Here is a 12,517-nt window from a genome sequence, read left to right as displayed (position 1 = left end):
TGTGGCGCATGGTGGGGCGGTCACCGGAAGTTCTGGTGACCGCCCCGCAGCATTTGTGGGCCTGCGGGATCTAGCAAAAGCCCAGCCCCGACGGCATACGCCGCCGGAGCTGGGTGGCCTTCGAACCCGGAAGAGTATCTGTCTTACTTCAGTTGGCTGCTGATCGCTGCAACTTCAGCTCGCTCCTACTTACTGGATCTGACCGCGGATCTCTCCGGTCGAGAAATCGCCCGGCTTCTCATCCGGCGCTCCCTGGCCGTCGTCCGTGAGAACGCTCACGTACGCGGTGCCGGCCTTCATAGCGGCGATCAGCTCGGACATCGGCCGGCCAGCAAGGCTGCCGACGAGGTTCGAAGCGGTGATCGTTCCCGTTGCCAGAACGCCGGTCTTCTTGCCGCCGGCTGGCGCAACGGGCCCGTAGAGGGTCGCGACGATCGCCCCATTCTCTCCGGGCGCGCCGAGGAAGATGTGAGCCGCAACAACGTTCTCAATGTTCGTCACGGTGACGCGGAACTCCACCTGAGCCTGATCCTGGCTGACCGCGAAGTGTGCCTGCCCGTTGGCCTGGGTCACCCTCGCCGGCACCACTTGGTCTCCGGTTAAGTGAGCCCTGAACACCTTCGTTTCGGCATGAGCCATGAGCGGCACACCAACCAAGAGCAAGGTTGCAACTACCAAACCGAGATTGCGGATTCGAGACATTGTTCCTCCTTGAACCAACCGATCTTCTCGATCGAATGATTACGCCGGGTTCAGCGGCCTTTCGTCGATCGGAACCTCGTGAGTCCGCGAGATCGGAGCCCGCGAGTTCCGGGGCGTGGACTTTGCAAACGTCGTGCCGCGCGGAAAAACGTTCGCGTATATATGTGGAAGGATTAGCGCCCGGCGAAGCGGTGGGTGTGATGCGGCGATGAAGAGTGTACGCGAATGATCGATCCGTCGCGACGACGCACGCGTCCGCGTCCGCACGTTTCCGGATTCCTACTGGAAGGAAACGCGATCATCCTCGAAGCGCGAGCGATCGCGCGAGCAGGGTCGCGCACGTACGAAAATGATCGGGAACTCGGGTCGCTCCCGCGGGGTTCGCGCCGGCCGCGGTGCGGCGATTCAGAGAAATTGTCTCCGCGTCGGGTGTCGAAAGATCACGCCGTCAGACGGAGCATCACATAGCTGGGTCAGTGACCGCCGGAGAACGCGCCGTCTACCGCGTCAACGGGATCGCGGATCGAACGTAGACGTAGCGGCCGTTGTATCCGAAGGGCGAGGCCGCCGCCCACGGGAACGTGCCGCCATTGTTGTTGGCGTCGTCCAGGGGATGGTCCGGATACGTGTCGAAGAGGTTGCGCGCTCCGATCGAGAGATCCATCGAGCTGAATTTGTATCCCACCTCCGCGTCGACAAGCGTCTTGGCTCCGTACGTCTCGCGACAATCGTCGCAATAGCCTGGCTGCGCCGAGGCGAAGCGGCCGTAGTAGGAGCCCCGTCCGAGCGCATGAAACTCTCCGTCCGAGAAGTCGGCCGTCAGCGTTCCTCTCCAGTCCGGCCGCTCCTCTTCGATCGCGACACGCGTCACAACGTCCAGCAGCCCGGTTTCCGCCGAATTCGCGAGAACGGCGGGAAGCGGATCGACGCGGGTGATCTTGTTCTTCGTGTAGTTGGCGCCGGCCGCGATCCCGAGCTTCTTGGTCCCGCCTAGGGGGAGGTGGAGATCGGCGTTCACGTCGACGCCTTGGGTGCGGGTGTCCAGGCCGTTCGTAAAATACTGGACGCCGGCGATACCGGAGTAACCGCCGCGCCCCAGGATCGCGAGCGTCGAGTCGTCGTCGAATGTGGCTCCGAGCAGAATCCGGTCGTTGATCTTGATATTGAAATAGTCGGCTGTGATCGTGAGGTTGTTACGCGGGCTCACGGCGAGGCCCGCGCTCAGGTTCACCGAGGTCTCCTCCTTGAGCGGTTTGGAGCCGAGCAGGCGCGAGGCGGGGTGATCGACCGGGAAGATCCCGATCTCCTCGGGGACGCCGCCGATGAAATTGGTCACGACCTTGCTGAAGTGAATCTGGCCGAGGCCGGGCGCTCGAAATCCGGTGCTGGCCGCCGCGCGAAGCGTGATTCGTTCCGAGGGCTGAAGGCGCGCTGCCAGCTTTCCGGTGACCACCGAGCCGAAGTCGCTGTAGTTCTCGAACCGCCCCGCGGCGTTCGCGAGGAGTTTGGGCGTGAGGTTGGTTTCGAGGTCCGTGTAGACGCCGACGTTATTTCGACTCGCCTTCGCCTCGTCGGAGGGCGCGAAACCCGGAAAGACCTGCGAGCCCCCAGGCGCGTCCCCGCCGAATTGCGTGGTGTCCCCGCCGTCGACATAGGACGCGAACTCTCCGCGTTGGATTTGGTACTTCTCGTGGCGATAGGCGGCGCCGACAGCGACGTTGAGCGCGGAAGGGAGTCCAATGTTGATGGCGCGGGATGCGTTTACGGACCCTATGGTTTCGTCACGCTTCAATCGCCCGGCGAAGAATGAAGTCTTGTTCGGGATGCCCGGGTCGTCCGCGGTGCCCAGGATGCTGTCCGCTCCCGGTGCGCACGGTGCGTCGAGGCACGGTCCAAGGGATACGTTGAGGGTGTTACGCAAGTTGTACTCGAAATCGTTGTGCCCGAACGAGGCGCCCGCATCGACAGCCCAACCCGCGGGTCGAGCCCGGATTCCGGTCACGGCGGAGTAGTCCCTCACGTTCGGATCGAATTCCGGCAGATAGCCCAGCGGATAAATCTGGGGCCAGTTCCGATCGCTGTCGGCGTAGCGCCTGTACCCGTCACCCGTCCCCTTGCGGAAGCTGTACCCCCCGTGGGCGTAGAACTGGCTCGAGGCAACGCCATTCAGCGGCAAGAGAAGGTCGCCGTAGGTGAGCACGTCTTTCTCGAGGCCGTCTCCCCAGTGATAGTTTGGCTGGGGAACGGGGTTTCGCTTGATGACGACCTGCCCGTCGCTGTTGACGGAATCGGCGAGGCCGTTCCCGCTCGTGTCAAAGCGGTCCGCCCAGGCGCGATTGGTAGGCTGCCGGTCGAGAAATTCTCCGAAGAGTGCGAGCGAGCCGGACCCGAGGGCCAGACCCCACCCGCCGTTTACGTCCACCGTCGTCCCGTCATCCGGGTAATCCTTCGGCGTGTATCGCCCCGCGGCCACGTTCACGAAGGGCGTGAATTGCCCTTTCCTCGTGACCACGTTCACGACGCCCGCGATGGCGTCGGAGCCGTACTGGGCGGACGCCCCGTCCCGCAGGACCTCGATCCGGTCGATGGCGCTCGCCGGGATCGCGTTCATGTCGACGCCACTCGACCCCGCGCCGGTGCCGTAGGCGAACGTGTTCACGAGAGCGGTCTGGTGCCTCCGCGAGCCGTTGATCAGGACCAGCGTATGATCCGGGCTCAAGCCCCGCAGCGTGAACGGCCGCACCACGTCGGTCGCATCGGTGACGCTCTGGCGGGGGAAGTTGATCGACGGCGACAGGGACTGTAGGATTTGAGTCGTCTCGCTCGCGCCCTGCTTCACGATCTCTTCCGAATTGTAGACGTCGACAGGCACCGCCAGCTCATCCGCGGCCGTGTGCGGGGCGCGCGATCCGACCACGACCTCGGTCGCCGGGATGAGGATGGGCGCGCGCGAAAGGGCGAAGTCCGCGGTCACGGTTTCGCCCGGGCCGACGGTGACCTCACGACTCGCGGGCTTGTATCCGATCAGGACCGCGCGCAGCGTGTGCGTCCCCGCGGGGACTCCCTCGATCCGGTAGAAACCGGAGGCGCCGCTCGTGGCCCTGAGGGAGGTGTCGTCGACGCGGATCACCGCGGACGGAAGCGCTTCACCGGTGCTGTCGGCGATCGTACCGGTGATCGTCGCCGACTGTGCCGATGCGATGGGAGCCGCGAACGGCATCGAGACCCAAAGGACGATTCCTGCAATGCACCACACGAGCTTCATCATGCCCCCCTGCGATGAGCGGTGTTGGCTGAGGACGACGGTAGCCCTGACAGCGCCAGAGTACATCCAGTGGGGCAGCCGGGCCGCGTGAGTTTCATACGGCCGCGATCTGAAAGGTGCCGGTCCGCCACAGGTGGGGACAGCGAACCGCACTGATGGCACGCCGGTGGGGAGCGGGTCGCTCTATAACAAACACATTGGCAATAACTTAACGGCTCGATTCCAGCTGGACGTGCTGGCACGCGTGTTGCGTATTTGGGAAGGTGGCAGGGGGTCCAAAATCGACATGAAACCAACCAGGGAGGAACCCATGAAACGCTTGCCCATTTGCATCGCCGGGCTCGTCGCCGCGTGCTCGCTCGCGGCCGTCGCGCCGGCCCGCGCGGGGACGAGCGTCGACGTCCAGTTGCACGTCGGCGATCGATATCCCGGCACCGACATCGTGTTCCATCGCGAGCCGGACGTCGTTGTGGTCCCGGACAGCCGGGTCTACTACGTCCGCGACTATGACCACGATCTCTATCGCTATGGGAGCCGCTGGTACTACTGCGACGGCGTGAACTGGTATCGCGCGCGATCGTACAACGGCCCATTTTTCTTCATCCAGTACTCGAATGTGCCCAGGGCGGTCTACACGGTTCCGGTCCGGTACCGCCGGCATTGGAGAGATTGGCCCCCGGGACACGCGTACGGCCACTACAAGTCCGAGCGGCGCGAGGCGATCCATGAATACCGCCACGATCGTCGCGAGGATCGGCGCGAAGACCGCCGCGAGGACCGGAGAGATGCTCGCCGCGACGAGCGGCACCACGGCAAGCACGATAGATAAGTAGGCGAACAAGCAGAGCAATGCCGGGCGCCTTGCTCGGCACGAGCGCCGGTTGCCGGGGCCAATTCCCGGCGCCGGCGCATTTTCGTCTATGATCTTCCGCCATGCGCGTCCACTTGGTCGACGGCACGTACGAGCTCTTTCGGCATTTCTACGGCGGCCCGGACGCGAGGAAGAGCGAGCCCGCCGCCGTGATCGGTGTCGTGCAATCCATCATCGGAATGCTCGAAGGAGGCGCGACGCACGTCGGCGTCGCTACCGATCACGTCATCGAGTCCTTCCGGAACGGCCTCTACGCGGGGTACAAGACCGGAGAGGGCATCGACCCCTTGCTCTGGGCGCAGTTCGAGCCGCTGGAAGCCGCCCTCGCGGCGCTCGGAGTCGTGGTGTGGCCCATGGTGGAGGTGGAGGCGGACGACGCCCTCGCCGCGGCCGCCGCCGCTGCCGCGGCAGACACGCGGGTCAAGCAGGTGTTCCTCTGCACGCCGGACAAGGACCTCGCGCAATCCGTTCGCGGCAATCGGGTCGTGCAGCTCGACCGGCGAACCGGCGAGGTCCGGAACGAGAGCGGCGTCATGGAGAAATTCGGCGTGCCACCGGCCTCCATCCCCGACTATCTCGCCCTCGTGGGCGATAGCGCCGACGGTTATCCCGGGCTGCCGGGCTGGGGACCCAAGGCTGCTTCCGGGGTCCTCGCGAAGTATCAGCGCCTCGAGAAGATTCCCGCGTCGGCCGCCGACTGGAAGGTGACGATGCGCGGCGCGGAGCGGCTTGCCGAAACCCTTCGCGAGCGGCGGGACGATGCCTTCCTTTTCCGGACGCTCGCGACGCTCCGGACGGACCAGCCCGTTGTGAAGGTGGACGACTTGCAGTATCGCGGGCCCAAGCCGGGCTTCGAAGCGCTCGCGTCGGAATGGGGCCGGCCAAAGCTATTCGCCCGCGCCGAAGCCATCGCCAAAAGCGGGTAACCGAGACGGCCCCGGCGGCGCAGGGGCCCGCGCTCATTCGATGTGCTGCAGTAGCTCCTCGTTCGTCGGCCACCGCTCCAGCGCCTTCAGCAAGTCTTGGATGGCTTGCCTCGGCGGCATGTCCAGCAGCCGGCGGCGCAGGCGATTGATCGCGGCGTTCTCCTCCTTGGAATAGAGAAGCTCGTCGCGACGAGTGCCGGTCTTGGCGATATTGATCGCCGGGAACACCCGCTGATCCGCCAACGATCGATCCAGCACGATCTCGCTGTTCCCGGTTCCCTTGAACTCCTCGAAGATCATGTCATCCATCCGCGACCCGGTTTCGACCAGCGCCGTCGCCAAGACGGTGACCGATCCGCCGTTCTCGACTTTCCGCGCCATCCCGAAAAATTTACGCGGGATTTCCAGCGCGCGGGAGTCCAATCCGCCGCTCATGGTTCGGCCCGAATCGGTTCCATGCGAGTTGAATGCCCGGCCCATGCGGGTAATGCTGTCCACGAGCACCACCAGGTCATGGCCGCACTCGAGCTCGCACCGCACCTGGGCCATGCACATGTTCGCGACGCGGACGTGGTCGGACAGGGATTGATCGCTGCTGCTGGCCAACACCGTCGCCGGAACCCTGCGCCGGAAATGCGTCACCTCTTCGGGCCGCTCGTCGATGAGCAGGACCACGACGCGATTCTCGGGCGCGTCCGCGTGGATCGCGATCGTGAGGTCCTCGAGCAGCTGCGTCTTCCCGGCTTTGGGCGGCGACACGATGAGTCCACGTGTTCCGCGGCCGATCGGCGCGATCATATCCACGATCCGCATCGAGACGTTTCCACCTCCGCCCAGGCGGAAGCGCCGGTCGGGGTTCGTGGCCACGAGATCGGCGAACGGCGTGCGCTGGCGATACGCCTCGGGCGAGAGTCCACAAATCGACTCCACGTCTTCGAGGCGAGGGCCCTGCTTTCCCGGTTGGACGGGGCCGGAAACCAGGGCGCCGGCCGGCAGGGCGAAGCGTTTGATGATCAGGTCGGGGACAAATGCATCCGCCGGCCCAGGCTCGAAAGAACGGGCCGGGTCGCGGAGGTAGCCGCCACTCCGATTGATTACTTCGAGAACTCCGGATGCAGTCGCGGGCACGGGGCGCGGGGTAGCTTGGCCGCTGGACTCCTAGAACGACCGATTCCGAATTGTCAAACGACGCAGCATGGTGGCTCCCTATGTGACCTTCGGGCGACGACAGGGTAGAGAATCGAGTGGCGAGGGAGCAAGCGGGATGGCTCCCTGAACCCCCATTCTACCCCCAGCGGGGCGACAGCGGAACAGGTCATTGCTGAGGGGGAGACCCCGGATGTACACTCTACGTTGACCGTCTGGTGTCGTTGGAAGGGGGGCTCCGTGCGTGCCACCTGCGCTGGCTTATGCCGAGCGCTTGCGTTATTGGCTCCGATAGTCCTCTTCCAGGCCGGTTGTGGCGCCGGCGACATTACAAAACCATCCCCCAGCACTTCCGAAGTCGACAAGGCCCCAGCTCCCGTCACTCCCGATGTCTCCTTGAGCCTTCCAGTTGTGCTGCCGGATCCTGGCTCCCTGACGCTGCGGATTTTTAACATGGAAGGTCACGTCGTTCGAGTCATCACAGTGACCCTTGGGGCTGGCACGCAAGAGCTGACATGGGATGGCCGAAACAACGCCGGATTCCCGGTCGGGAGCTCGGTCTACGTTTACCAGCTCGTGATGCCAGGTGGAGAAGTGATCGTGGGGAGATTGGTACTCGCACGGTAGAGGGGCAATGACTTGACCGCTTCAGCGATGCGATCGGCGATCACCGTCTGCACCGCCGCATTCATGCTGTTCTCGATCGGCGGATCACCAAGGCGCGCCTCCGCACAGTCCGAGAGCGGCGCGCAATCGCTCCTGATCGATCCCTCCATCCGCGCATCGGCGATGGGCGGCGCTTCGACCGCGGTCATCTGGGGAGGGGACCCGAACTACTGGGCGAACCCCGCTCTCCTCCCCTACCAACACGGCATCCGCTATGAGCGGGGCCGCACGCACTTGGTTCCGGACCTCTCTCCCAAGGTGTCCTTCAAGACGAAGCGACTACTCGTGGGGTACGGCGGCGTGACGATCTCCCTCGCCGGAAAGCCTCTTGGTGGCGTCGGTAGCCAGCGACTCAATTACGGCACCAGCGAGGCGACCGACGTGGATGGGAATCCGATCGGAACGTTCACGTCCTACGAAGACATCGAATCGTTCGGGATCGGCTTGAGCCCACTCGAAATGGCGCGGACTGTCGGGCTGGCCTTTGGAATTCCGGGCTTCAGCTCCATTACCCGATACGGCGACGTTTCCATCGGTCGGACCACGAAGACCACGGATGTCTTTCTCGCACCGGCTTCGGTCACGCTCGACGGTCGCGACGCGCGCGCGAAGGTAACGACCTACGACTCGGGAGTCCTCTTCCGAGCCACCCCTTACAACTCGATCGACTATCCGGGCATCATCCCGGGGGTAGATCGGATCGCTGCCGTCAGAGTGGACGTGACCCACGGCAGATCGACGCAAAACTATAACGACGCGAGGATTTCCTACAGCGATCCAACCCAGGCCGATCCGGTGGCGAGGATCTCGCGGCGCGGATGGGCATCTCGTATGGCCTTGGACCTTCCGGGGGAGCTGCGCCGCCACCTTCGGGCGGGAGTGTTTGGGTGGGCACTCGATTTCGTGACGCCCCTGATTTCATGGAGCAAAGCTTGGGACCGAATGGTCCCCACAGTGCACGATCTTGGCACCGGATCACGCATGGAAAGGACGAGGGTGGTCCGTACCGGGTGGGAGCTCGCGATCGCGAACAGCGTTTCGATCCGGCGCGGCCGCGTGGACGACCCGGAGAACGCGATTCATGGCCGCACCTCCGGTTGGGGATTGGGGTTGAACTGGGGGGACGCGGCTGGGGTCCGCTTCGACCGAGCGACCGTGCCTCAGTCGGACTTCCTAACGACGATCGATCGGGACGGGCTCACGGTCTACGCGGATCCGATCCGGCTCAGACAGAAGATTCGACCGACAGGGGAGCCTTCATCGAGGGGGCCGGCGCGCGTCGGACTGGCGACGTTCGGAGGCTACCAAACGTATTCCATGTCCGACGTGAACGAGGCGATCGCGAGCCCTGGCAACTTCTTCCCGGGTGGCACAGCGGAGACCGACGATATCAAGGGTGGCGGGGGATATGGCCTCGGCCTTCGCCTCTGGCCATCAGAGCGGATCTTGCTGTCATTCGACGGGTCGCGATTGCTTGCCAAGACCACGGGGTCGGCCGTATTCGCGGGGACTCCGTACGGCGGGGAATTGAGCGTTCCCGCCACGGCGATAACCGGCACGGTAAGCTACATTTTCCCCGTCAGTGACCGGCTAGGACTCGGGGTGGGAGCCGGCGGGGGCTACTACGTCTCCAGCGGGAAGGCGACAGCGACCGGCTCCGGCCAGGCCTACAGCTCCGAATTGAATGGATCGGGCCTGGGCTTCCACGCCCTCGGGGTCGCCGACATCCCACTGACGCACCGGCTTCACGCCGAAATTGGGGCGGGCTACCGCCGCGCGAAGACCACGGACGTCGAGCTTGCGGGCGCCACGCTCCACAATGCCGACGGCTCCAAGTCACAGATCGACTGGAGCGGATTCATGAGCAAGGCTGGGCTCACGATCTACTTCGGCCACGCACCCTCGGGCGCGGCCCGGCCCCTCTAGCCGTCAGAAAGGGGAAACCCCGGCGGCTTGCTGCCACCGGGGTCCCTCATTTGCGAGTGTCAGGTCTTGCCTTGCCGCGAGGCGCCCTACCGATTCATCCGGAACGCCAGCCCGACCTTCATCGTGAACTCATTGATGTCGGCGACGGTGTACCACATGTCACCGAACAAGTCGGCCTTCGGGCTCACCGGCGTGAGCACGCCGCCGCCCAGATCCCAGCCAAGCTTCGTCACCGTATCCTCGACCGTGAAACCAGGGATCCCCGCCTTCATGTGGAAGAAGTGGAGCCCGAGGCCCGTACCCACGTAGGGCTGCAGCTTCGGCGAGGAAACGTGGAACATGTACTTGGCCCGCGCGCCGAGGGAGATGTCCCGGATCGAAGCTTCCGCGCCGAACGCGTTCTCCGACTTGGACCAATATCCCAGGTGCGAGGAGAGCCGGACGTCGCGCGCGATGTTCCCGAGGTTTGCGAACGCGCCGAAGCCGATCGTGCTGCCGGCCGCTTCGGGGTCGACCAGGCCGGCTTCCACGCCGAGCGCGGTCAATCCAAGGCCCGAAGAATTGGATTCCCTGTGGACCTTGGCCGGCTTGGCGGCCTTGGCCGGTTTGGTCGTCTTGGCCGGAGTGGCCGATGCATTCTGCGAAGACGCGATGCAAAACACGAAGACGGCTAGAACGATGATTGCCTTTTTCATGATTCCCCCCTGAGTGGCCACCCGACGGATTTCGAGTCGGTTGGCGGCTTCGGAACCTTCCTGGACCACCAAAGTCGCGACAAAAAGGCGCAAGTAACGTACCGGGGCCGCGGAACCGGCGTTCTAAATCGGACGGCGGAACGCTAAAGAGACTGCCGCGCCTCGCCGATAAGGCCAAGGTATCGGGGGCCCTTACCGGAAAGGAAATTCCATGAGCCTAGAGACACAATTCTGGATCGAGACCATCGCGCTTTGGCAGCCGGTGAAGATCGCGTTTCTCTTCGCCTGGGGAGCCGGCGACCCGCTCTGGCTTCAGGTGTTGAAGCGGATCTTTCTCCTCATGCCGCTCGGCGCTATCGTCCTGGGCTACTGGACCAGTGTCCTCAGCCTACCCACAATCATCGTGCGCCACAAGCGGCGTACCTTCGTCAGCCTCCTTCTCGTCACGTGGTGGGATCTGGCGCGGGCCATCTTCACCTTCTGGGGTGGCGTGTTCCGCTACCTGATGCAGCTGGTCGTCTCGGTGTTGGGCCTGGTTCAAGTTCTCCTGGTCGGCACCTGGGCAATCATCCAGGAGATCATCGCGTTGCCCATCCGCATGATCCGGAGCGTCGGCAGCAACGTGCTCAATCCGGGCGTTCCCTGGATCGCGGTGGCGATGACCTTCTTCTGGTGCGTGTTCGAAGCGACGATCTTCACCTACGTGATGACGTCCCTCGTCATCGATACGCTCTCGAATCTCGCGGGAACGGAGATGACCGAGACCGCGGTGCGGATCCCGCTCTTCCTCTTCATGTTGTTCATCGTGCTCGGGAGCTACGCGGTGCTATCGACGTGGGCAGCGGCGCTCCGAAGCCGTGATTGGCCCACGATCATCAAGATCGGCATCGTCGAGCTGGTCGCCATGTTCGTCGAGGTTGTTTTCCTGTATCGGGAATTCGTCGACGCCCTGGTGCCCTGGTTCGCCCAGCACGCCAACGGGAACTTCGACCTCGGGATCGCCGGCACGCTGGGGATCGCGGGCGTCACCTGGCTCGGCCTCCGCAGCTTGACCTGGTTCCTGTTCGCCTCCGCCGGGACCCCGACCATGATGGCGATCATTCAGGGCCAGGGAGTCGGGAACCGGGACATCGTCGGCCAGGCTCAGCCCGGGTTCAGGTTCTTCTCCGAGACCTTCACGGGGCAGCTCCAGAAGGAATTCCAGTGGGTCGGCGCGGAAGGGCAGCGCCTCCTGGACGCGTTCCTCGTGCCGCCGATGCAGGTCGTCGCGGCCGCGATCAACTTCGTCACGCTCCTCGTCGGCAATCGACATCTCCTCGAGCTGCCGCTCCATTCCGTTCAGGACTTCAAGGATGCGCGATCCCTGGCCGTGGAGCTCAGCACCGCGCGCCCCAGGAAGGCGGCCTGACATGCGCGGCGTATCCATAGCGGTTCTCATCGCGATGCTTCTGGCGCCGGCGTGCTTGGCGGCGGACGTCCCCGCCGGCATCAAGGACGCGGCGGACGCCCCGAAGGCCGGCCGGCTCGTCATGTTCATCGGGGTCGACATCAGCGGCTCATTCATGAGCAGCAAGAATTTCGATAACTCGATCGAATTCCTCGCGCATTACATCCACGCGCACCTGAACGGGCTCGGCGGCATGGAGATTCCGAATGCCCTGTTCGTCGGATCGATCGGCGGCGTGACGAAGGGCGAAGCGAAGACCCTCTTCCCGATCCAGACATTCCAGGACCGCAGCATCGAGGAGATCGACGCGCAGCTGCGAGTCCTCTTCCCGAGGAAGCAGGAGAATCCGTTCACGGATTTCAACGCCTACTTCGCGCAGGTCGCCGAGATGGTCGACGCGAAGAAGCTCATCCTGAAGCCGATATCGATCGTATTGATCACCGACGGCCAGCCCGACCTGGGCGGGATGAGCCGGTCGGCGAAGTTCCGGAGCATCAAGCTCAAGCCGCTCGAGAACCTCTCCCGAAATATCACGCTCCGCGTCCTCTACACGGACGCGGTCACGGCGAAGAGCTGGCGGGACGAAGTGCCGCGCAAGCGCGTCAAGGTCTGGACGCAGGACGCGATCGTGATGACCGAATGGAACAGCCCGAAGACGCTCGTTCCGGGCAGATCGCCGGCCGAGCAGCAGAGGTTCTTCTCGTGGGTCAAGGACAACGTCGACTTCCAGCCGCGTTTGCGCCGCGTGAACTAACGCGATAGCACATAGGCTGCAAGGGACCCCGGCGACAAGCGTTGCCGGGGTCTTCTGTTTTTGCCTTTCGCTTCGAGAGCGGCCGCCGGACGGTCGTGCTGAGATAACGCCGTCGGGGC

The 12,517-nt window shown here is 64.1% G+C and carries 9 protein-coding genes; 5 read left to right on the top strand and 4 right to left on the bottom strand.

Annotated elements, in window-relative coordinates:
• Nucleotides 1-189 precede the first annotated feature (189 nt).
• Both E6K79_02830 and E6K79_02825 read right to left on the bottom strand, forming a co-directional pair.
• Nucleotides 190-702: a CHRD domain-containing protein gene (locus E6K79_02830; GenBank protein TMQ66304.1), complete on the bottom strand. Its 513-nt coding sequence runs from the start codon at nt 700-702 to the stop codon at nt 190-192.
• Nucleotides 703-1,201: 499 nt separating this feature from the next.
• Nucleotides 1,202-4,033 (bottom strand): PEGA domain-containing protein, encoded by a 2,832-nt coding sequence (locus E6K79_02825; GenBank protein TMQ66303.1) that lies wholly within the window; start codon nt 4,031-4,033, stop codon nt 1,202-1,204.
• A gap of 867 nt (nt 4,034-4,900) precedes the next feature.
• Here E6K79_02825 and E6K79_02820 point away from each other — a divergent pair.
• On the top strand, nt 4,901-5,764 hold the full coding sequence (locus E6K79_02820; GenBank protein ID TMQ66302.1) for a flap endonuclease: 864 nt from the start codon (nt 4,901-4,903) through the stop codon (nt 5,762-5,764).
• Between the two features lie 33 nt (nt 5,765-5,797).
• Here E6K79_02820 and E6K79_02815 read toward each other — a convergent pair whose 3' ends face one another.
• On the bottom strand, nt 5,798-6,892 hold the full coding sequence (locus E6K79_02815; protein ID TMQ66301.1) for a transcription termination factor Rho: 1,095 nt from the start codon (nt 6,890-6,892) through the stop codon (nt 5,798-5,800).
• Between the two features lie 111 nt (nt 6,893-7,003).
• Between E6K79_02815 and E6K79_02810 the strand changes: the two genes are divergently transcribed.
• Nucleotides 7,004-7,537 carry a hypothetical protein gene (locus tag E6K79_02810; GenBank protein ID TMQ66375.1) on the top strand — a complete coding sequence of 178 codons (534 nt, stop codon included), beginning with the start codon at nt 7,004-7,006 and terminating at the stop codon, nt 7,535-7,537.
• Nucleotides 7,538-7,549: 12 nt separating this feature from the next.
• On the top strand, nt 7,550-9,502 hold the full coding sequence (locus E6K79_02805) for a hypothetical protein (GenBank protein TMQ66300.1): 1,953 nt from the start codon (nt 7,550-7,552) through the stop codon (nt 9,500-9,502).
• 86 nt (nt 9,503-9,588) lie between these two features.
• Here E6K79_02805 and E6K79_02800 read toward each other — a convergent pair whose 3' ends face one another.
• Nucleotides 9,589-10,197, bottom strand: coding sequence for a porin family protein (locus tag E6K79_02800; protein ID TMQ66299.1), 609 nt, complete (start codon nt 10,195-10,197; stop codon nt 9,589-9,591).
• Between the two features lie 211 nt (nt 10,198-10,408).
• Between E6K79_02800 and E6K79_02795 the strand changes: the two genes are divergently transcribed.
• Complete coding sequence (locus E6K79_02795; GenBank protein ID TMQ66298.1) at nt 10,409-11,605, top strand: hypothetical protein; 1,197 nt, start codon at nt 10,409-10,411, stop codon at nt 11,603-11,605.
• Nucleotide 11,606: 1 nt separating this feature from the next.
• Nucleotides 11,607-12,398, top strand: a complete 792-nt coding sequence (locus E6K79_02790; GenBank protein ID TMQ66297.1) for a VWA domain-containing protein — start codon at nt 11,607-11,609, stop codon at nt 12,396-12,398.
• Nucleotides 12,399-12,517: the final 119 nt, after the last annotated feature.

The sequence above is a fragment of the Candidatus Eisenbacteria bacterium genome (assembly GCA_005893305.1).
Classification (GTDB): Bacteria; Eisenbacteria; RBG-16-71-46; order SZUA-252; family SZUA-252; genus WS-9.
Note: the sequence above shows the minus strand (reverse complement) of the source record. Positions and strands in the feature narration are given on the sequence as shown.

Bases quoted from the DNA above. Each gene is read 5' to 3' on its own strand.
- E6K79_02830 (TMQ66304.1), bottom strand. From the start codon at position 702: ATGTCTCGAATCCGCAATCTCGGTTTGGTAGTTGCAACCTTGCTCTTG.
- E6K79_02825 (TMQ66303.1), bottom strand. From the start codon at position 4,033: ATGTACTCTGGCGCTGTCAGGGCTACCGTCGTCCTCAGCCAACACCGC.
- E6K79_02820 (TMQ66302.1), top strand. From the start codon at position 4,901: ATGCGCGTCCACTTGGTCGACGGCACGTACGAGCTCTTTCGGCATTTC.
- E6K79_02800 (TMQ66299.1), bottom strand. From the start codon at position 10,197: ATGAAAAAGGCAATCATCGTTCTAGCCGTCTTCGTGTTTTGCATCGCG.
- E6K79_02795 (TMQ66298.1), top strand. From the start codon at position 10,409: ATGAGCCTAGAGACACAATTCTGGATCGAGACCATCGCGCTTTGGCAG.
- E6K79_02790 (TMQ66297.1), top strand. From the start codon at position 11,607: ATGCGCGGCGTATCCATAGCGGTTCTCATCGCGATGCTTCTGGCGCCG.